This window comes from Nitrosomonas halophila, assembly GCF_900107165.1.
Taxonomy (GTDB): Bacteria; Pseudomonadota; Gammaproteobacteria; order Burkholderiales; family Nitrosomonadaceae; genus Nitrosomonas; species Nitrosomonas halophila.
Map to the genome: position 1 here is coordinate 58,654 of NZ_FNOY01000005.1, position 22,721 is coordinate 81,374.

14 protein-coding genes are annotated in these 22,721 nt (G+C 53.3%); 13 read left to right on the forward strand and 1 reads right to left on the reverse strand.

What is annotated here, in order from left to right:
• Positions 1–42: 42 nt before the first annotated feature.
• The 13 genes from BLV85_RS02250 to BLV85_RS02305 all read left to right on the forward strand — a co-directional run bounded on the left by BLV85_RS02250 (position 43) and on the right by BLV85_RS02305 (position 20,942).
• Positions 43–1,098, forward strand: coding sequence for a cytochrome-c peroxidase (locus BLV85_RS02250; RefSeq protein ID WP_090411701.1), 1,056 nt, complete (start codon positions 43–45; stop codon positions 1,096–1,098).
• Positions 1,099–1,487: 389 nt separating this feature from the next.
• Positions 1,488–2,960, forward strand: a complete 1,473-nt coding sequence (locus BLV85_RS02255) for a hypothetical protein (protein ID WP_218132758.1) — start codon at positions 1,488–1,490, stop codon at positions 2,958–2,960.
• 124 nt (positions 2,961–3,084) lie between these two features.
• Positions 3,085–3,453, forward strand: coding sequence for a hypothetical protein (locus tag BLV85_RS02260; RefSeq protein ID WP_090411704.1), 369 nt, complete (start codon positions 3,085–3,087; stop codon positions 3,451–3,453).
• 128 nt (positions 3,454–3,581) lie between these two features.
• Positions 3,582–4,271 (forward strand): C39 family peptidase, encoded by a 690-nt coding sequence (locus BLV85_RS02265; RefSeq protein ID WP_090411706.1) that lies wholly within the window; start codon positions 3,582–3,584, stop codon positions 4,269–4,271.
• Positions 4,272–4,295: 24 nt separating this feature from the next.
• Positions 4,296–4,796, forward strand: a complete 501-nt coding sequence (locus tag BLV85_RS02270; protein ID WP_090411708.1) for a hypothetical protein — start codon at positions 4,296–4,298, stop codon at positions 4,794–4,796.
• A 45-nt stretch (positions 4,797–4,841) separates the two neighbouring features.
• Positions 4,842–6,185 carry a transporter gene (locus BLV85_RS02275; RefSeq protein WP_218132759.1) on the forward strand — a complete coding sequence of 448 codons (1,344 nt, stop codon included), beginning with the start codon at positions 4,842–4,844 and terminating at the stop codon, positions 6,183–6,185.
• Between the two features lie 394 nt (positions 6,186–6,579).
• A complete protein-coding gene (gltB, locus tag BLV85_RS02280; RefSeq protein WP_090411710.1) occupies positions 6,580–11,202 on the forward strand; it encodes a glutamate synthase large subunit in 4,623 nt (1,540 codons plus the stop codon).
• A 101-nt stretch (positions 11,203–11,303) separates the two neighbouring features.
• Positions 11,304–12,836 (forward strand): glutamate synthase subunit beta, encoded by a 1,533-nt coding sequence (locus BLV85_RS02285; protein ID WP_090411712.1) that lies wholly within the window; start codon positions 11,304–11,306, stop codon positions 12,834–12,836.
• 773 nt (positions 12,837–13,609) lie between these two features.
• Positions 13,610–13,765 carry a hypothetical protein gene (locus tag BLV85_RS15070; protein ID WP_176973897.1) on the forward strand — a complete coding sequence of 52 codons (156 nt, stop codon included), beginning with the start codon at positions 13,610–13,612 and terminating at the stop codon, positions 13,763–13,765.
• 133 nt (positions 13,766–13,898) lie between these two features.
• On the forward strand, positions 13,899–15,527 hold the full coding sequence (locus BLV85_RS02290) for an NAD(P)-binding protein (RefSeq protein WP_090411714.1): 1,629 nt from the start codon (positions 13,899–13,901) through the stop codon (positions 15,525–15,527).
• A 42-nt stretch (positions 15,528–15,569) separates the two neighbouring features.
• Positions 15,570–19,151: a pyruvate:ferredoxin (flavodoxin) oxidoreductase gene (gene nifJ, locus BLV85_RS02295; RefSeq protein WP_090411716.1), complete on the forward strand. Its 3,582-nt coding sequence runs from the start codon at positions 15,570–15,572 to the stop codon at positions 19,149–19,151.
• Between the two features lie 80 nt (positions 19,152–19,231).
• Positions 19,232–20,224, forward strand: a complete 993-nt coding sequence (locus tag BLV85_RS02300) for a dihydroorotate dehydrogenase-like protein (protein WP_090411746.1) — start codon at positions 19,232–19,234, stop codon at positions 20,222–20,224.
• 208 nt (positions 20,225–20,432) lie between these two features.
• Positions 20,433–20,942, forward strand: a complete 510-nt coding sequence (locus BLV85_RS02305; protein ID WP_090411718.1) for a DUF2780 domain-containing protein — start codon at positions 20,433–20,435, stop codon at positions 20,940–20,942.
• A 116-nt stretch (positions 20,943–21,058) separates the two neighbouring features.
• Here the strand turns inward: BLV85_RS02305 and BLV85_RS02310 are convergent, their stop codons facing one another.
• Positions 21,059–22,708, reverse strand: coding sequence for an MFS transporter (locus BLV85_RS02310; RefSeq protein ID WP_090411720.1), 1,650 nt, complete (start codon positions 22,706–22,708; stop codon positions 21,059–21,061).
• Positions 22,709–22,721: the final 13 nt, after the last annotated feature.

The following is a 22,721-nucleotide window of genomic DNA, read 5'->3' on the forward strand; positions in this document are numbered from 1 at the left end:
ATAAAACTGGCGGCAATCACACCCATATTTCACGGAGGCAGCATGAAAAAAATATTACTCCTGGCACTGCTGTTAAGTGCGCAGGCATACGCTCAACATGAGCAGGGTCATCAAGGTGGCATGCATGAGGGTGGTCATCATGGCGGAAAGCATGCTGGCGAACATCGTGGCAAGCATCATGGCGGCATGCATGGCGGTGGCCCGGGACTGGATGAAGCAACCCTCAAGCAATTCTTTGAACCGCTTCCCGCTTCGATCATTGACGAGCAAAAGAACGAAGCCTTGATCAAACTTGGCAAAGTGCTTTATATGGATCCCAGGCTTTCGGTCAATGACACCATTTCCTGCAATTCCTGTCATCGCCTGGACAAATTTGGCGTGGATAACGAACCGACCTCACCCGGCCACGCAGGCAAACGCGGCGGCAGAAACTCGCCCACTACCCTCAATGCCGCACTGCATATCGCTCAATTCTGGGATGGCCGGGCCAAGGATGTCGAAGAGCAGGCCCTTGGGCCCATCCTGAATCCCGTAGAAATGGGCATGCCGAGTGAAGCCGCCGTCATCGCCAAATTGAAAAAAATCGAGGCCTATCAGACACTCTTTGCAGAGGCGTTCAAAGGCAAGGATGATCCCTTCCAATACAAAAACATTGGCGTTGCCATTGGCGCTTTCGAGCGCACGCTGTTGACGCCCTCCCGTTTCGATGACTTTCTCAATGGCGACAAGGAGGCACTCAGCCAGGCCGAACAAAGAGGGCTGAAGAAGTTCATCCACATGGGATGCGCCACTTGCCATAACGGTGTGGTGCTGGGTGGCAATTCATTCAAGAAAATAGGCATGGTCGAGCCCTATGAAACTGCCGATATGGGCCGATATGAGGTCACCGGCATCGAAAGCGACAAAAAAGTATTCAAGGTGCCCAGCCTCAGAAACATCACCCAAACCGGCCCCTATTTTCATGATGGATCCGTCGAAACACTGGACGAAGCCATTCGCTTGATGGCCAAGCACCAACTGGGCCGGCAAGTGGGTGAAGGCTTTGTCAGGGACGTGAAACTCTTCTTCGGATCCTTGACCGACAAGGAAAGCGAATAAACAGACTGGGTTCTCCAACCGATGCGCGGCAGCATGTCAGAAAAACTGACACTCTGTCTTGCACATGAAAAGGGCGCAATCCACCTCGCCCGATTGGAGAATCCGTAATTATTTGCCGGATTTACGATTTATTGAATAGACGTTTTATCCTCTCCTCACCCAGCACCAGAATTTCCATTGGCGGGATATAAAAACGGTGCGCTCTCAGACTACATTCAGATTTTTTCAAACCCAAACCCGAAAATCTGTTCGATTTGACAATTTTTGCAGTCAAATTCAAGCACGTTGTCCTGTTTTGTATGCAATTGCATTATTGCTTAGTTCCCAGGTATCGCCTACGATAAAAACACCAAAGAGGTGCTGTCTCCGATCCGAGACAAACTGCCTCGATGGCATTTCAAGATATAGAAAATATTTTCAAATATTTTTTGTTTCTTAATCCACGATATCAAAGGAGAAATACCATGGAAAACTTTTCCAAAAAAATCTTGGTTGCCAGTATCGTTCTTGCATTTGGTGCTGCAGGCAATGCTTGGGCCAACCCAACCAATACTGCGGCTGAAGGCTTTGAAGGCGACCAACACGCCAGTGTTAATTCCCATGCCGAAGGAACCGGTACTGCTTCTTCGAGTGAAGGCAGCACATCGACAGTTGGCGATGTGGAAAGCAACAACGCCTACGACAACAGCGACAACAGCGTAGCCGACAACAGCGATAACAGCAACAATAGCGACAACAGCAACAACAGTGATAACAGCGTAGCTGACAACAGTGATCACAGCAACAACAGTGACAACAGTGACAACAGCGATAACAGCAACAACAGCGATAACAGCGTAGCTGACAATAGCGACAACAGTAACAACAGTGACAACAGCAACCATAGCGACAACAGCGTAGCTGACAACAGCGATAACAGCAACAACAGCGACAACAGCGTAGCCGATAACAGTGATAACAGTAACAACAGCGACAACAGCAACCATAGCGACAACAGCAACAACAGCGATAACAGCGTAGCTGATAACAGCGACAATAGTGACAACAGCATCGCTGTCGAAGCTGCTGTAGGAATTGGTGATGGCAATGCGTCTGCTACCAATGGCAGCACCGCAACGGCAGACAATAGTGATAACACCAACAACAGCATCAACGACTCATACAACCAGACCGCCACCGACTCGTACAACAACACTGATGATAACAGCGACAACAGCTATTCATCGGCTGCAGGAGATGGCGGCGCAGCTTCTGCCAACAATGGCAGCACCGCCACAGTTGACAACAGCGACAATAGCGATAACAGCGACAACAGCTATGCAGCCGCTGAAAGCAGATCTGCTTCTGCCAATAATGGCAGCACTGCAAATGTAGACAACAGCGACCACAGCGATAACAGCTATGCCACCGCATCCGACAACTCGGCTGCGGCCAACAATGGCAGCACCGCCACAGTTGACAACAGCGACAATAGCGATAACAGCGACAACAGCGACAACAGCTATGCAGCCGCATCTGAAAATTCGGCAGCAGCCAACAATGGCAGCACCGCTACGGTTGACAACACCAACAACAGCGACAACAGCAGCACTCATGCAGATAATGGTGGTGCAGCTGCCAATGTTGGTAACGCAACCAGCACCTACTCTGTTAACAATGCCACACTGGCCGGCACGGTAACAGGCGAAGGCGTCGGCACTATCCAGGTTGACTATGATAACGCTGCAGTCAATGCCCACAATGCGATTGACAATTCTTTCAATGGCGCTGCGGGTCTGAATCAAGTTGCCCAAAACATGGGATCCAACTCACTGATTCAACAACAAGTATCTTTCCAAGGCAACGTAAACGTCAATCAGTAAGATTGATCACGTTTAACCTGCTTTAGTTGATATGGATAGCTGGCAAGTCATGCTCGATTCAGCTTGCTTGCCAGCTTTTTTCCAGGTTGGATACGCGAGCGTAAATTAGAAAGGTGGGTTTGATATGAATACCCTAATCAGAAAGAGTCTCATTGCTCTGGCGATGTCGATCCCGGTTAATGTGCTGTATGCTGCTCCGCCTGATTCGGAGGAGTTTTTGGAAGGTACGCTGCTTTTTCACGCCGAAAAAGCATCAATTGAGGAACTGGACAATGCACGCGGCCGGGAGGGAATCGATGTAACAACGCTCAACAACATGAATGTACGCGCGACACTTACCGATAACAATGCAACCAATAATACCAGCGGCTTCAATATCATTGATCACGGTTCCTTTGCCGGTGCGGGTGGTATGTTTTCAGTCATCCAGAATTCAGGTAATAATGTATTGATACAGGATTCCACAATCATCAATGTCACGATTTTGCCTTAATAAGCAAGCACATCCTGAGCAATAATTCAGGCAGACTATATCTTGGCAAGAAGCTGAATTCGTAAGTATTTTACAAAATTGTTGCCGTAATAACCGAGCAGCCATTTCACAGACCCCGAGACCCAGACATGAAATTTCGACCGATACTGCTTCTGATAGTTTGGATAATGACTGGTGGCACTGCCTTTGGCATAGAACTGGTCGGCATTGCAGGTGGGGGTAATTTCAACATCCAGGGAAAAAGTTTTGCCGAGCGCCGTTTCAGTACCGTCTATCGGCAGCAGTTTGATTTCAGTTGCGGTTCAGCTGCGCTGGCTAGCCTGCTCACTTATCATTATGACGATATCGTCGATGAGCAATCCGTTTTCGTCGACATGTTTCAGCATGGCAATCAACAGAAAATCAAGAAAGAAGGATTTTCCATGCTGGATATGAAGCTCTATCTCGAGCGAAGAGGGTACCCCTCGGATGGTTTCAAAATAAACTTGGACCAATTGTACTCCACCGGCAGCCCCGCCATCACCATCATCAATGACAAGGGTTACATGCATTTTGTCATTATCAAGGGTGTCGATACCCATAAAATATTGGTGGGCGATCCAGCGCAAGGGGTAAAGATTATCGCCAGACATGAATTTGAAAAAATGTGGGGCAATCGCATCTTATTTCTGATTCACGGCAACCTAGATCCTGAAGTATCCTATCAGCAAGCTCGTCAGGAATGGGCGGATCGGTCAGCCCCTTTGGGAGACGCTGTTGACCGCTCCAGCTTGGCAATTTTCAATGTGTTACGTCCTGGGCCCTGGGATTTCCGCTAGGCGCTTTTAGGAGAGGGAGGAACAATGAAAACCAGCAACGTTCAACAAAAAAAAGTCAATGTTCCAGCGATTCTTCTAACAGCCACCTTCGCCTGCTTGTCAGTACCGGCAGCAGCCGAAGGTGTGGATAATGTGGCCTATCGATCAGCTTTTGATCATGATAACAATTGGGAACGGGCGACAGACGATGAGCTCGATGAATTGAGAGGCGGGTTTATTCTTCCCAATGGCGTACGCATTGATTTAAATCTGGAAAAAATCGTCATGCTGAATGGCAACGAACTGTTCTCATCCTATTTTCAAACGCCGAAAGACACTTTATTGCTGCAAAACGGCATTCAGAATTTGGTCTCCGACTCCGTCACAACGCCAGCAATGGGTTCTTTCATCCAGAATACACTGGATGACCAACAGCTCCGCACGATCACGGAAATCAACATAGAAATCAGCAATCTGCAGAATGCAGAAATAATTAACAGCGATCATCGGGTTTTTACAGATTTTATCATGCCTGGGTTAAAATAGTTCAATAGGCTGAGATTGTAAAAGCTGTCGATCGCGGAGAGGAATGTGCGCAACAAAATTGCTTTATCACTGAAAATCATAAAATATCCATTTCTTGTCACTTGTCTGTCAATCGCTACCACAGCATTCCCGCAAACAAACGAACCAGACGAGATACTCCAGCAATACAAGGTGCTCTTTGCGGAGCAACAAAAAGAATTCGAGAAACAACGCCGTATCATTATTGAGCAGGGAAAGGAAATAGAAAAACTCAAAACTCGTCTCGATAGCCTTTCCAAACAGCCCGCCAAATCGGCCCAATCAAGTCAGCCCCCTGCCCCGAGTCCTGCCGGCAACGCTCAGACCGCACAACCTAGCAGGCCGGCCGATAAAGGCCCCGGTCAAACTACTGCGCAAGCAAAGCCTGCCAATATGCCTGCCGGCCCGGTTGGGCAAGCGCCTCCACAAAAAGAGGAAAAACCGAGACCGCCCGAAATGCCAAGGCTAAGCGACACGGTCGGAGGTGTCCTGACACGCAAAGGGAAATTTGTAATCGAACCGACACTGGAATATTCCTTCACCGACAGCAATCGCCTATTTCTGGATGCATTCACATTTCTACCTGCAATCGCTGTCGGTTTGATCGACGTGCGCCAAATTGATCGTCACAGCTTTATGGCAAGTCTAGGCGGCCGCTACGGCGTCACCGATCGTTTTGAGGTGGAAGCAAGAATTCCTTACCGGGCGCGTTTTGATGAACAACGCTCCAGGCCGATCAGCATCGGTGCCGGGATCGATGAAACTTTCAATGCTTCGGGACATGGCCTGGGCGACATCGAGTTTGCTGCACGCTACCAGCTCAACTCCGGAGCGGGCGGATGGCCTATCCTGGTCGGAAATATGTTCGTTACAGTGCCGACAGGCAAAGGTCCGTTCGATATCGAATATGCGCAGGCTCAGGGTGTACCCGGCGCAGTATTTCCCACTGAGGTCCCGACCGGTGCCGGTTTTTTCAGTTTCCAACCCAGTATCACTGCGCTTTATGCTTCCGACCCGGCAGTTTTCTTTGCTAACCTGGGCTACAACTTCAATGCCCGCACCAAAGAGACCAACATCGGCGGAGAAGATATCCGGGTCAACCCAGGTGATGGCGTTGGCATTACTTTCGGGATGGGATTTGGCATCAATGAACGTTCGTCCTTCAATATCGGCTACTCGCATCGTCACAATTTCAACTCCAGAGTGAATGGCAGAAAACTGCCCGGCAGCCAGTTGGATATCGGACAATTGCTAATCGGCTATGCTTTCAAGTATTCGATGCTCACCACGCTAAATTTATCATTTGCCATAGGCACCACCAGCGATGCGCAGGATATCCGTTTAAATTTCAGAATGCCCATGATGTTCTAGGGCTTAGCTGTTTCGATTCATTCAGCACTTGCGGATATTTCCCGATCTCAACGCATCACAGATCTTCATTCTCCCTCCATCTTCACAGCTAAAAATCGCGAAGCTGGACTTTCCCCAACAACCGTAATTAGCGCCGGCTGGATGGCGCGCAAACCCACCCTACCGTTTATCGTTGCTGCGAGCCATATATGCGGGCGCAGCAACCTAGGGAACACATTAACACACCATAATATTCAGCCCGCGACTCTTCCATACAAATAACATACTGTTTACAAAAGTGTAAATTATCTTCTCTAAATTCACCCAGCTGGTGTCCGGGATAATAGGACAAATTAAAAGTAGCCTAAGCAAACATTTGGGAGTACGCTATCTGTACAGCACATGGAGGTGAGTGATGATGAGAAATACCATTCTCCCAAGGCAGGGTTTGTATGACCCAGCAGACGAACATGATGCTTGTGGTGTTGGGTTCATCACGCATATCAGGGGCCGGCATTCCCACCAGCTAGTACTCGATGCATTGGACATGCTGCGCAACATGGATCATCGGGGCGCGTGCGGTTGCGAAAAGAATACTGGTGATGGCGCAGGTATTTTGACCGGGATTCCCGATGCCTACATGCGGGAAATCGCACAGCACGACTTTGACATCGACTTGCCCGAGCCGGGCCGCTACAGTATCGGCAACATTTTCCTGCCGCCAGACCCGGATGACCGGGCCTATTGCAAACGACAGCTGGAATACTATATCACCCAGCAGGAACAAATCCTGCTTGGCTGGCGCACTTTACCGACCGACGCTGACAAAGCCGATATCGGTCTTTCCGCACGACTGACGCAACCAGCCATCGAGCAGCTGTTCATCGCTGCTGCACCTCATCTGGACGAACCCGCTTTCTGCAGGCAATTGTATTTGCTGCGCAAGCAGGCCTACCATCGGATCGCGGCTGAAAGACCTGAGTTGCTGGACAAATACTATGTATGCTCGTTGAACAACCGTGTCATTGTCTATAAAGGTCAGCTGACCAGCGGGCAGGTGCCGCTTTATTATCCCGATCTGCTCGACAGCAGATTCAGCAGCCATCTGGCGATGGTTCACTCGCGCTTTTCCACCAACACCTTCCCTTCCTGGGATCGCGCCCAACCCATGCGCTTCTTGGGCCACAATGGTGAAATCAATACACTTCGCGGCAATATCAACTGGATGCGCGCGCGCGAGGAGTTGATGGACAGTAATCTATATGGCGCGGAATTCAAGAAGCTGCTGCCCATCATTGACCAAACAACCAGTGATTCCGGTGTGTTCGATAATGTGCTGGAATTATTGTTGCTTGGGGGCAGGCCATTGCCCGAAGCCGTAATGATGATGATCCCCGAAGCCTGGCAGAACAATCCTTTGATGTCTGCCGAAAAGCGGGCATTTTATGAATATTTTTCATGTCTCATGGAGCCCTGGGATGGGCCGGCACTGGTCACGTTCACTGACGGCCGCTATATCGGCGCGGTACTGGACCGCAACGGCTTGCGTCCTGGCCGTTTCACCATCACGCATGATGATCGCGTCATCATGGCTTCCGAAGCCGGTGTATTGCCATCGGTTGCAGCGAGCATGGTAAAAACCAAGGGGCGCATGCAACCCGGTCATATGTTCCTGGTCGACACTGTTGAGGGCCGCCTGATTCCGGACGATGAACTCAAAAACAGGCTGGCATCGCACCGCCCCTACGCCCGCTGGTTGGGGCAGCAACGTCTCAGCCTGGAGGACTTGCCCATTCAGCAGCAGACGCATCAGTCTGATCCTCAGGCTCTGCTGGCGCGCATGCAGGCGTTCGGTTATACCACCGAAACGCTGCAATTTATCCTGCGCCCCATGATTCTGCAGAAGCGCGATCCAATCGGTTCGATGGGAAACGATGCCGCGTTGGCGATACTCAGTGAACAGCCGCGCCTGCTTTACGACTATTTCAAGCAATTATTTGCGCAGGTGACCAACCCCCCCATCGATTCCATTCGGGAATCGGAAATCATGTCGCTGGCCTGTTATATCGGTCCCGAAGCCAATCTGTTGACCACCACTGAACAGCACGCCCACAGACTCTACCTGCCTGAACCGGTACTCAGCAACGCACAATTATCCGCCATCAAGCAAATTGACCAGATTCAGCCGGATTATGGCTGGAAAACCCTCACCATCGATATCACATGGGATGTGGACCAAAGCAGCGAGGGATTGGACCAGACACTCGCGCGCATTTGCGACGAGGCCGAAGCCGCAGTGACAGCAGGCTTTTCCCTAGTCGTATTGTCAGACCGCAATACCGGCCCAACAAGAGCGGCCAGCAGCATGCTGCTGGCCGTCGGCGCTGTGCACCAGCATCTGGTCAGGCAAGGCAAACGCTCGCAACTCGGAATCGTGGTTGAAACTGGTGAAGCACGCGAAGTGCATCATCATTGCCTGCTCACGGGCTATGGCGCAGATGCGGTCAACCCTTATCTTGCCTTCGAGGTCTTATGGCATGATCGGCGTCAAGGACTATTGCCGCCGGTCTTCGACAGCGATGACGCCATTGTGACTGCCTATCGCCAGGCGGTGGCCAAAGGCATGCTGAAAGTCATGGCGAAAATGGGCATTTCCACGCTCGCTTCTTACAAAGGCGCACAGATTTTCGAGGCCATCGGCCTGAGCCAGCAGGTCATCAAGCGGTACTTCACCGGCACCGCCAGCCGCATCGATGGCGCAGATCTGGCAGTACTGGAAAAGGAAATCCTGCAGCGCCATGCAGCAGGATTTCCACGCCGCCAGCCGGTCCGGTCGCCGCTTTTGTCCAACGATGGCCAGATCCACTGGCGGGCCGAGGGCGAAAAGCATGCGCTGAACCCGCAAACCATTGCCTTGCTTCAAACAGTCGCCCGAACCAATAGCAATGAGGCCTATGAACAATTCACAAAACTCGTTGATACCGATGATCGCAACCGTTGCACTTTGCGCAGTCTGTTCAAATTCAGGGAGAATGTGCGCCCCCCCATTCCTCTGGAAGCGGTCGAACCAGCAGTCAGTATCGTCAGGCGATTCCGTACCGGCGCGATGAGCTTTGGCTCCATCAGCAGTGAAGCGCATGAAACATTGGCGATAGCGATGAATCGCATTGGCGGCAAAAGCAATACTGGCGAAGGCGGTGAAGACCCTGCCCGTTTCATCCCCGATAAAAATGGCGATTTGCGCCGTTCCGCCATCAAACAGATTGCTTCAGGGCGTTTCGGCGTCACCAGTTGGTATCTGGCCAACGCAGATGAGTTGCAAATCAAAATGGCACAAGGCGCCAAGCCGGGTGAAGGCGGCGAACTGCCAAGCTACAAAGTGGACCACATCATAGCCAAAACGCGCCATGCCATCCCTGGCGTCGGACTCATCTCTCCCCCGCCGCACCATGATATTTATTCCATTGAGGATCTGGCTCAGCTGATCTATGATTTAAAAAATGCGAATCCATCTGCCATCATCAGCGTAAAACTGGTAGCGGAGATGGGTGTCGGCACGATTGCCGCAGGTGTGGCCAAAGCCCATGCGGATCACATTCTCATCAGCGGACATGATGGCGGCACCGGCGCATCGCCCTGGACCAGTATTAAGCATGCAGGCCTTCCCTGGGAGCTGGGCGTCAGCGAAGCGCACCAGACGCTGGTGCTGAATGATTTACGCAGCCGGGTTTCGCTGGAGACGGACGGACAACTCAAGACCGGCCGTGACGTGGTCATCGCCACCCTGCTGGGTGCCGAAAAATTTGGATTTGCCACGATCCCCTTGATCACCCTGGGCTGCATCATGATGCGTAAATGCCACTTGAATACCTGCCCAGTCGGTATTGCCACACAGGATCCGCAACTGCGCAAAAATTTTGCAGGCAAGCCTGAATATGTGATCAATTACCTATTCATGGTCGCGGAACACACACGCCGCATCATGGCCGAATTGGGCTTCGCCACGATCGAAGAGATGGTCGGCCAGGTAGAAATGCTGGAAACCAATGCGGCTGTCCGCAATTGGAAAAACCATCGCCTCGATCTTTCCCCGATTCTTACGCCGGCACAGCCGCCCGCTTATCGTCAAAATGTCGGTCGCTTCAAGCAGATCGAGCAGAATCACGGCCTGGAACAGGCGCTGGATAATGAATTGATCAGGCTGGCCCGCCCTGCCCTGCAATCCGGCGACAAGGTGATGATCGATCTGCCCGTTTTCAACACGCATCGCACCGTCGGCACGATGCTCAGCCATGCGTTATGCAAGGCTTACGGCGCTGCCGGTTTACCGGACGATACCATCACAATCAAGCTCACCGGCTCGGCCGGCCAGTCGATCGCGGCCTGGCTGCAACGTGGAATCACCCTCCGGCTGGAAGGCGAAGCCAATGATTATGTGGGAAAAGGGTTGTCAGGGGGCAAACTGATTATTTACCCTCCCCGCTGCGCGACATTCGTACCCGAAGAAAACGTCATTATCGGAAATGTCGCGCTTTATGGCGCAACCAGCGGGGAGGCCTATTTCAGGGGCTTGGCGGCCGAGCGGTTCTGTGTGCGCAATTCCGGCGCCCATGCGGTGGTTGAAGGCGTTGGCGATAATGGCTGTGAATACATGACAGCCGGCCGGGTGGCCATCCTCGGTCCGACCGGCCGTAATTTTGCGGCAGGCATGTCTGGGGGCATTGCCTATGTCTGGGATCCTGCAAACAGACTCAGGGTACATTGCAATCCCGGCTCAATTGTATTAGAAAGAATGGAAAACCAATGGGAGATCATCGAGCTGCATGAAATGATCGAGAATCATTATCGCCATACTGGCTCGACCGTCGCCAGAAGCATATTGGATGACTGGGAACATTCGCTGACCGCGTTCACGAAAGTGATGCCAATTGACTATAAACGCGTATTGCTGGGCCTGACTGCGCGTGCAGATGAAGCGAAAAAATCAGGACTGGGAGCAGCACGTATCGAACAACCACTGGTCATGAACAGCCATTGAATTCAATCATTCCGGCTGCAGCTGATCCAGGATGATGCGCTCGCTCAGGCTCCCGTTCATTATTGAAATAGCCACCCAATATTTCAACGAGGGGGTGTCATATGGGCAAACCAACAGGCTTCAAGGAATATCCGCGCCAGACGGTGCCTTATGCGGATCCATTCGAGCGGCTCAAATCTTATCAGGAGTTTCTTGCCCCGGTACCGGAAGAACACCTGAAAACCCAGGGTGCCCGCTGCATGGACTGTGGCGTGCCATTCTGCCAGTCGGAAACAGGCTGTCCGGTCGACAATTTGATTCCCGAATGGAATGACCTGGTTTATCAAGGCCGGTGGCGGGAAGCGTTGGAGCGATTACATAAAACCAACAATTTCCCAGAATTTACCGGCCGTGTATGCCCGGCACCGTGCGAGGGGGCCTGCGTATTGGGGATTACCGATTTACCGGTCACGATCAAAAATATCGAATGCGCAATCATCGACCGTGGCTTTGCCGAAGGCTGGGTAACACCCAAACAGCCAAGCCATCGCACCGGCAAAAAAATCGCGGTCATAGGCAGTGGTCCTGCCGGCTTGGCGGCAGCGGATCAGTTGAATCGGACCGGCCATAACGTCACTGTATTTGAGCGCCATGATCGTGTCGGGGGTTTATTGATGTATGGCATACCCAACATGAAGCTGGATAAATCGATTGTGATGCGACGTGTCAATTTATTGCAGGCCGAGGGCGTCAAATTCATCACCCGCACACACATAGTGGGTGATGACGATACGCCGGTAGATAGCAGACCAGAGAATGATGCTGTCACCTATCTGAGTATCCACATATTGCGGAAAGACTTTGATGCCATTTTACTGGCCTGCGGTGCCACACGTCCGCGTGATCTGCCAATCCCGGGACGCCAGCTGGACGGCATCCATTATGCGATGCCCTTTCTGCATCACAACACCCAGATGTTGCTGGACGATGGCCAGGTGACAACGCCCCTTATTTCTGCCAGAAACAGGGATGTGATTGTCATTGGCGGCGGCGATACGGGTAACGATTGTATCGGCACGGCCGTGCGTCATGGATGCAAATCCCTGATCAATTTTGAGTTGCTGGAACGGCCACCGCTGCAGCGAACTGCCGGCAATCCGTGGCCGCAATGGCCACGGATTTTCCGGACCGACTACGGACATCAGGAAGCAGCCACGCGTTTCGGCCACGACCCCAGAGAATTTGCAATTCTGGCCAAGGCATTTATCGATGACGGGCATGGCCATGTCGCCGCAATCCGCACGCTGCGTATCGACTGGTCGAAACCCAGTGACAAAGCACCCTTTACCGAAATAGCCGATTCCGAAACCATTTATCCCGCTCAACTGGTTTTACTTGCCATGGGCTTTCTTGGACCAGAACAATCGATTGCATCCAGCCTGGGCCTGGAAACTGACAATCGTTCCAACTTCAAGGCTGACTATGGGCATTTTGCGACCAGCATTCCAGGTATATTTGCGGCAGGAGACTGCCGCCGCGGACAGTCGCTGGTCGTGTGGGCCATTGCAGAGGGCCGAGGGGCAGCCCGGGCAATCGATCACTATCTTTCTACCCAAAACTTGGCCGCGCAGGACAGGGCGATGACGTGTTTTTGACTGCAAGCCGGTCTTCTAGTTTTTCCGCTGTAACAAGCTCTCAGGCTGTTTGAAATTTCTGACTTCCGGCAAGCATAGCAAGCATATCCAGCGATAACTGGATTGCTTCGCTGCGCGCGTCACGAACGGTGCAAATGACTGCCATTCATGGCAAGGCCCAATGGGCCGCAGCCATCCAGACACTTTTTGACGGCCATGCAACGCTGCATTGAGCTATGACCTTGAAGAGATGGGTCTGAAACGGAAATTTCCAAACAGCTTTTCTGTCACAAATCATATGGTGCGTGAATGCGCGCCACACCTGCCGAAGTCAGCTTCCTGGCCAGAACGGCAATTCGCATGATCGAACCATTGCATTAAAATAGCAGTATCAATTTCAACCGAATGGAGGATATCGATAATGAAAAAGGCAGTAATAATAGTTGCCTCGTTTTTTATTGCTGGATATATCTACCTGATGTATAACTATTTCTAATCCACTAATTCTGACCGGAGTAGTCATTGCACACGACATTCAGACATTGACTGCTTGAACGTCCAAACTTTCGTTTACAAGCCAAAGGCTATCGGCCATCCACCGGCCCGCCCGGATCCCATGTTTGGATCGGTAGCCTGTATGCGTCCCCAACCCCAGCCCACGGCATATCGCCCAACGTTATTTGGGGGATTGCATTCTCAGTGGTTTTCATTGACACTTAACAAAAGCTTCCCGTCTCGTTCTGACCGATCGGAAACAGCTTGGCAAGCGACTCGGCATCAAGGCCAAGCTGACGTTGCACTGGATTGCTTCGCTGCGCTCGCAAAAACGGCAGAAAACAATGGTCATCCGCGATTTCAACCGCCGTCTTGGCGAGACCCAACGGGCCGTGGCCATCCAGATGCTTTTCGGAAAACCTGTCGAGACCGTTGCAAAGCGTCGGACAAACTGACCCGGAACTAACAATTTTAAACAGCTTCTAAGAACGCTTACTGGTTGAGCAGGTCAATCCGCCAATACCATGAAATGCCATGGTTCCTGAACCGATTGGCAACGTTCAATGGAAAGACCCAGGATAATTCGCTATGTCCCAGAACAAAATCGATCTGACTGCTTTTCCCGATCTGCTCCGCCATGCCAAAGGCACAGGCCCGTTACGCAAACAGCGTCCGATTTACCAGGATTTTCTTCCTCCATGCAACCATGCCTGCCCGGCAGGTGAAAATATTCAGGCCTGGCTGGCGCTGGCCATGGCGGGACAATATGAACAAGCCTGGCAGAAACTCATCGAGGACAATCCCATGCCGGCCATCCTCGGGCGAGTGTGTTATCACCCCTGCGAGGATAGCTGTAACCGCATATATATGGATGAACCGGTGAGCATCCATGCGGTGGAGCGCTTTCTCGGCGACCAGGCGCTGGCAGCAGGCTGGCAGCCGCACTTTGAGACATCGCTTGGTGGCAAACGCGTGCTTGTGGTCGGTGCGGGCCCCAGTGGATTATCGGCTGCCTATCATTTGCGCCGCTTGGGTCACGAGGTGGAAATCCGGGACGCGGGTCCGGTTGCCGGAGGCATGATGCACTTTGGCATTCCCGCCTATCGGCTGCCGCGCAATGTGCTGGCAGCCGAAGCCCGGCGGGTGGAAGCCATTGGCGTCAAAATGACCTTCAACCATAAAGTGGAAGATGTGCTGGCCGAAAAAACCGCGGGTCATTTCGATGCCGTCTTCCTCGCCATCGGCACGCACCTGTCGAAGAAAATCGATATCCCCGCGCGCGATGCAGGAAAAATTCTGGATGCCCTCACCTTTCTGAAAAATGCAAACATGGGCGCTGCGCCGCAGTTGGGACGGCGGGTAGCCATTTACGGCGGCGGCAACACAGCAATGGATGCCGCGCGCGCAGCCAAGCGCCTGGGCTATGAGCCTTTGATCATCTTCCGTCTGGATCGCGAGCATATGACCGCCTTTGATACCGAAGTGAATGAGGCGCTCTCGGAAGGCGTCAAAATCAACTGGCTGCGCAGCATTAAGGAAATTGATCAGCAATCCTTCAAGGTTGAGATTATGCGTGTCGAGAACGGCCAGCCGGTTGGCACCGGAGAATATGAAACACTGGAAGCCGATGCACTCGTGCTCGCCCTCGGCCAGGAAACCGATACCAGCTTCCTGCGCAATGTGCCAGGCATCACATTCGACCAGGATGGCACGGTGCAAGTGGGACCCGATATGATGACCGGCTGCCCCGGGATCTTTGCCGGTGGCGACATGGTACCAAGCGAGCGTACCGTCACCGTTGCCATCGGTCACGGTAAGAAAGCGGCCCGCTTCATCGATGGCTATTTGCGTGGTCGGCCCTACTCCAGCCCCCCCAAACATCCGATAGCCGGCTTTGAGCGCCTGCATACCTGGTATCAGACTTTTGCACCGCAACAGACGCAGCCTGAACTGAAAGCCGCAACCCGCACCTATGACTTCAACGAAATCGTAGCTGGCCTGAATGAAGAGGAAGCACGCTATGAAGCCGAGCGTTGTCTCTCCTGTGGCAATTGTTTTGAATGCGACGGTTGCTATGGCGCCTGCCCGGAGGATGCCATCATCAAGCTCGGACCGGGCAAGCGTTACCGCTTCAACTATGATCTCTGCACGGGTTGCGCAGTCTGTTTCGAACAATGTCCCTGTCATGCCATAGAAATGGTAGCGGAACCGGAGTAAACCATGCATGTAAACGCCTGAACTCGTACATTTGAGGCCGCTATGACAACACCCACCCGGAATAACAGGATTGCCACCATAGACGGTAATGAAGCGACCGCTTATATTGCCTATCGCGTCAATGAAGTGTGCGCGATCTATCCCATCACACCTTCTTCCACCATGGCGGAGCTTGCCGATGAATGGGCTGCCAAGGGCATCCCCAATATTTGGGGAAATGTACCGGAAGTCATAGAAATGCAAAGCGAAGCCGGTGCGGCAGGCACTGTCCATGGTGCCTTGCAGACCGGTGCCTTGACCACCACCTTCACGGCTTCACAGGGCTTGATGCTGATGCTGCCCAATATGTACAAAATCGCAGGAGAATTGACCCCGGCCGTGTTTCATGTAGCGGCGCGCTCGCTGGCCGCGCAGGCGCTTTCGATCTTTGGCGATCATAACGATGTCATGGCCGCCCGCACGACTGGCTTTGCACTACTGGCCTCAGCTTCGGTTCAGGAAGCACATGACATGGCGCTTATCTGTCAGGCCGCCACACTGAGAGCCCGCATTCCTTTTCTGCATTTCTTCGACGGCTTTCGCACTTCCCATGAGGTGAGCAAAATCACACTGCTTTCCGATGAGCAGGTTCGCGCCATGATAGATGACGAACTGGTCTACGCTCACCGCCACCGCAGCCTGAATCCGGATCGCCCGGTGATACGCGGCACTGCACAAAATCCTGATGTCTACTTTCAGGCACGCGAGACTGTCAATCCTTACTACCTCCAGTTGCCCGCCATCGTTGCAGAAACCATGGACCGGTTCTCGACGCTGACCGGACGCCGCTATCAGCTGTTGGAATACCATGGCGCGCCCGCTGCCGAGCGCATCGTCATCCTGATGGGCTCCGGCGCGCAGACCGCCATCGAAACCTGCAAGCACCTTGCCGGCCTCGGGGAGAAAGTAGGCGTCATCCTGGTGCGCCTGTACCGCCCCCTGTCCATGCAGCATCTATTGCATGCACTGCCCGCTACTGTGCGTAAAATCGCCGTACTTGACCGCTCCAAGGAACCCGGCGCAACCGGCGAGCCCTTGTATCAGGATCTGACCGCCACGCTCATGGAAGCCTTCAGCGAAGGAAGAATCCCGGCCTTGCCGAAAGTGGTTGGCGGCCGTTACGGTTTATCGTCCAAGGAATTCACACCGGCCATGGCCAAGGCGGTTTTCGATGCGCTGAAACAAGAGACACCCAAAAATCATTTCACCATCGGCATTCGCGACGACCTGACCCATAGCAGCCTCAATTATGACCCTGATTTTGAGCTGCAAGACGAAACCATGACGCAGGCTCTCTTTTTTGGGCTGGGGGCGGATGGCACCGTCAGCGCCAACAAGAACAGCATTAAAATCATCGGGGAAAATACGCCGCTTTATGCGCAAGGCTATTTTGTCTATGACTCCAAGAAATCAGGCGCCAAAACTGTTTCCCATTTGCGCTTTGGAGAAAAACCGATCCTGGCACCTTATCTGATCAAGGAGGCTGATTTTATCGCCTGCCACCAATACAACTTTATCGAAAAAGAACACATACTGGCGCATGCCAGAGTGGGTGCCTGCTTTCTGCTCAACAGCCCTTATGGCCCGGAAACCATATGGAATGAACTCCCACGGCCAGTGCAGCAGGACATCCTCGACAAGCGCATCCAACTATTTGTCATCGATGCTTCCAAGGTAGCCCGGGAGAGTGGCATGGGCAACCGTATCAATACCATCATGCAAACCTGCTTTTTCGCCCTATCCAACGTATTGCCAAGAGATGAAGCCATCAATCAGATCAAAAAGGCGATCGAGAAAACCTATGCCAAAAAAGGCCAGGCTGTCATTGCGCAAAATTTCCGCGCCGTGGATGCGGCCCTGGCGAACCTGCACCCGGTCGATATTCCGGATCAGGCAAACAGCCGCAAGGAAATCCCGCCGGCAGTAGCCGCCGATGCCCCACAGTTTGTCCGGGAAGTCACTGCCATGATGATGCAGGGCAAGGGCGACGAACTACCGGTGAGCATGCTGCCGGCAGATGGCACCTATCCCAGCGGCACCACTAAATGGGAAAAACGCAACATTGCCGATGAGGTGCCCGTCTGGGAGCCGGATATCTGCATTCAGTGCGGCAACTGCAGTTTCGTCTGCCCGCATAGCGTCATTCGTGCCAAGTTCTATCACGGGACACGCCTGGCGGGCGCGCCGGCTGAATTTCCTTCGGCTCCGATCAATGCCAAGGGCTTCCCCGAAACCCGCTATAGCCTGCAAGTCTACGTGGAAGACTGCACTGGCTGCACGCTCTGCGTGGAGGCTTGTCCGGCCGTCAGTCTGACCGAGCCGGGCAAGAAAGCGATCAACATGCACAGCAAGGCTTCTGTCCTGGAACGCGCACAGCAACATATCGATTTCTTCATGCAGCTGCCAGTCAATGATCGCACCAGAATCGATTTTTCCCTGGTACGTGGCGCACAGTTTCTGGAACCGCTGTTCGAATTTTCCGGCGCCTGTGCCGGTTGCGGCGAAACACCCTATCTGCGGCTGCTCTCGCAACTGTTCGGCGATCGCCTGATCGTGGCCAATGCCACGGGCTGCTCATCGATCTACGGCGGCAATCTGCCCACCACTCCCTGGACGACCAATGCGCAGGGACAAGGCCCGGCCTGGTCCAACTCGCTCTTCGAGGACAATGCCGAATTTGGTCTGGGAATGAGAATCACAGTCGACAAGCATGCGGCGATTGCCCGTGATTTGCTGGAAAAACTGCGGCCAGCATTGGGTGATGAACTGGTGGATGGGATTCTGCATGCCCCGCAACAGCTGGAATCCGAAATTTCCCGCCAGCGCGAACGGGTTGGTCTGCTCAAGGTGAAGCTGCTGCAAATGACCGGCCCCGATGCCAGTAGCCTGCTCTCGGTTGCAGATACCCTGGTGCAGCGCAGCATCTGGCTGGTCGGAGGGGATGGCTGGGCCTATGATATCGGCGCCGGGGGACTGGATCATGTGCTCGCCAGTGGCAAGAACGTCAATGTGCTGGTGCTGGATACCGAAGTCTATTCCAATACCGGCGGCCAAATGTCCAAGGCAACCCCCACCGCGGCCACTGCCAAATTTGCCGCAGCCGGCAAACAGGTCGGTAAAAAAGACTTGGCCATGCAGGCCATCTCCTACGGCAATGTCTATGTCGCACAGATCGCCATGGGCGCCAATCCGCAGCAAACGCTGCTGGCCATGCGCGAAGCGGAAGCCTATCCTGGCCCCTCACTCGTATTGGCCTATAGTCATTGCATCGCTCATGGCATCAATATGGCAAAAGGACTGGATCAGCAGAAACTGGCTGCCGCTTCCGGCCACTGGCCGCTGATCCGCTACAATCCAGCTCTGCGTCAGGCAGGCAAGAACCCATTCATCCTCGATTCACCCCGCCCGACAATCAAGCTGAAGGACTATGCCTACAATGAACTGCGCTACCGCATCCTCGCGCAGAGCAAACCGGACGAGGCGGCACATCTTCTCAAACTGGCCCAGGAAATCGTCAATCTTCGCTGGAAAACCTACGAGGACATGGCGAGTTGGCAATCGCAGGATTTCCAGCCGATTGCCTAAGTAGGCGGAGATTTCGGAGCTGTGTGGCGGAAACAGCAGGCACGCAGATTGATCAACTCGAAAATAGGCTGAGCACAATAATGAAAGATCTGACATCCACCTACATGGGGCTCAGGCTCCGCTCACCAATTGTTGTCTCAGCCTGCCCACTTTCCGAACAGGTGGATAACATTGTCCAGATGGAAGATGTCGGCGCGGGCGCGGCCGTGCTGTTCTCGCTGTTCGAGGAGCAGCTCCGGCAGGAGATGGCTGCCTATGAATCCGTGCTGGATGCAACCAGCAATACTTTTGCCGAAGCCCTCGATTATTTTCCTGGGCTGGAAGATTATCACGTCGGTCCGGACCAATATCTGGAAATCATTCGCCAGGCCAAAGCACGCGTGGACATCCCCATTATCGCCAGTCTCAACGGCATCACCGATGCAGGCTGGATCGACTATGCTCAGCAAATGGAAACAGCCGGCGCCGATGGCATCGAACTCAACGTGTTCTATATCCCGGCTGACCTAGCGCTGACCGGCACTGAAGTGGAGGCACGCTACCTGGATATCGTCAGCCGCATCAAAACCAGTGTCTCGGTACCGGTCGCAATCAAGCTCAATCCCTACTTCTCGGCCATGGGTAACATGGCCCGCCGCCTAGCAGATGCCGGCGCAGATGGGCTGGTGCTCTTCAACCGCTTTTACCAGCCCGACTTCGACATCCGGGCGCTGAAAGTGCTCTCCAACCTGGAATACAGCCACGTCAACGAAATCCGCCTTCCACTCCTGTGGATTTCTGTTTTATATGGAAAAACCCATGCATCGCTGGCCGCAACCACCGGCGTGCAAAGTGCCACTGAAGCGATCAAGTACCTGCTGGCCGGCGCCGATGCAGTCATGACAGCTTCTTCGCTATATCAACATGGCATCAATCATCTTGCCACCATCACCCAAGGCATGGAGGAATGGATGGAGATGCTGGATTTCCAGTCCGTCAGCCAGTTCAAGGGAGTGATGAGCCAGCAAAACACCATCGACCCGAGCGCATTTGAACGGGCTAACTACATCCGGATACTGGGGGGACGCAAGTAGCGCATGGATGAGGCTCTCCATTCTTTTTCATTACAAATGGTGAGTGGTGCGTTGCATGCACGGCGGGGTGGGTTTATGCACCATGAAACTGGCGAGGGATTATCTCTGAACTGCAGACATCCTTCTGAAAATTACATGGGGGCATATTGGGTTGGGTGCAAATCTGCTATCTTTATGTATAGTGTTTCCCGAACAAGGAGTCGATACAATGAAAACGGTTAAATTATTAATGGCTGGCTTTTCGTTAAGTACCACAATAAGTCTGGCTGACCATCTCCATGCATTCGATTTGGATACGCTCTCGGACACCGGTGGCGTCCTGCAGCAAGGCGAGCGGATATTGCAAGGCGGTGACGCCGCCACGGCTGCGACCAGCAGCACCGGACTCACCGAAGTATTGATGCAGCAATTGGGTGTCACCCAGCAGCAGGCGCAAGGCGGCGCAGGTGCACTCTTTCAGCTGGCGGAATCGAGAATGTCGGCAAAAGATTTTACCGCTCTGAGCAATTCTATCCCCGATATGCAAAGCCTGTTGGGTGCCGCGCCTGCTGCCGGCGTACTCGGCAGTGGCGGCATGGCGGGCACATTCCTGCAACTCGGCTTGACACCCGACATGGTGCAGAAATTCATACCCACTATTGTGCAGTATGTTGAAGGCACCGGCGGGAGCGCCCTCGCGACTGCGCTCCGGTCAGCATTGATGGGAGGAATGATGTAAGGAGTCGCTCATAAATAACTGTAACACTTATTCCTTCACGGCTCCTAAGGATGTAAGTACGGACGAATCGCTACCGCACTCTATTTGCCGGCCATAATCGGGTTGGAGAAACAGAATCAGGCACTACGCAAGCGCGAGTATTTGATCAAAACAACTGTCAGCATTGGCAACACGAAACCGATCAGGGTCACTGTGATAAGCAGTATGCCCAGCTCACTGTAATCAGCGGGAATCAGAATCTCACTGGTCTCTGCATCTTTGACTTCACGCGTCACAGTGAATACCTGGTTGATATATTTAGTGCCCAGTTGCGAGGCAGACAATGCCAGATTGGTAAAAGACGCCATCACGGCGAAGAAAGTGGCCTTGAGCTTGTCTGGCGCAGAATTGGCAATCCAGGCAAGCATGGGAATCATTGCGATCTGCCCGAGTGGCGATTCCAGTGCGGTATCGATCACCGCGATGAAGCGGGCATCCACTACCCCACCCGTGCGCGCTGCAGTCCATTCATGCAGGCCAAAATACATGCCGATGATCGGCAACGACAGAACCGTGCCAGCGATGGTCAGAAAACCAATGACATACGCCATTGAACGCTCCGCCATGAAGCGACGAAAAATGAACATTCCGGCCAGTGTCAATGTGGAGCCAATCAAGGACAATGTCGCCAGAAATTGCTGATCGAAGTCCAACTCGTCGATCATCCACCAGGTCGCCCCGGCACCAGGCGTGGGAATCGCGCGAAACACGAACACCAGCAAGGCTGTGCCGACCAGAACCCGGCGCGCTTCAGGCTCCAGCTCGCCGGTCAAGCGCCAGATCATGAACAGGACAATTGTCATCGACAGGCAGAAGATGATTTCTTCCGCACCTGGGATCTGCCCAAGACCCGTACCCAATGAAATAATCATGAACACCAGACCACCGCCAAGTATCCACCAATTGATTGGCGGGGCTTCATTGTGCACATTCAGCAAGGCTTCGGCCGCCTTGCGATCGAGGCCCTGCGTAATAAAACGCTGGGTATCACGCCTTTTCAACCAGGCCGCCAGCCAGACCCCACAAACAGAGACCAGGGGGATAACCAGGGCCAGTTGATACACGAATAAATAGACTGCGCCCTTCTCTTCTTCCGAAAGTGTCGCGACGTCGCGCATCAATATGACATTGACCACCGCCACCAGTATCCCGCCGCCGATAATCGCTACCCGGCCGAGGGTCTGCATGGTGATGTGCATTCGCTTGCGCTTGCCTGCCTCGACCATGTTCCCATTCGGTTCAACCCGTGGTACCGCCTCAACAGTCATGGCATCGGCCACGACATCCTGCAGCACATATCCGATCGGCGCCAGCAACGCGGCCGCGACATACCAATGGGCCAGCGGTGCGAGCGCGCGCATGCTTTCTGTATAACCGAGCAGCCCGATCATGATGAACAGGCTGAGCGCGATCAAACCGGCACCCAGATAGACCAGCAGGCTTTTCCAGCGCCACATCAAGTCCACCAGATGGCCAAGCGGCATTTTGAGAGCCCAGGGCAACGCCATCCAGAACCCGAGTGCAGCCAGGAATTCTGCCGACAGCCCCAGACGTTCCTTGACATAGAAGGTGCCGACGATGCCAGTCAGACTGGAAATGCCAGCTGCCAGATAGACCATCAAGGGCGGCAGATAGGAAAGCCGCATCTCCCTGCCGAGAGATAGCAGATTGAGGTCGAGCCAACGCACCAGCGCGGCTGGCAAGCCGTTTAAAAGCCTGATATTCATGCGATGCAAACCT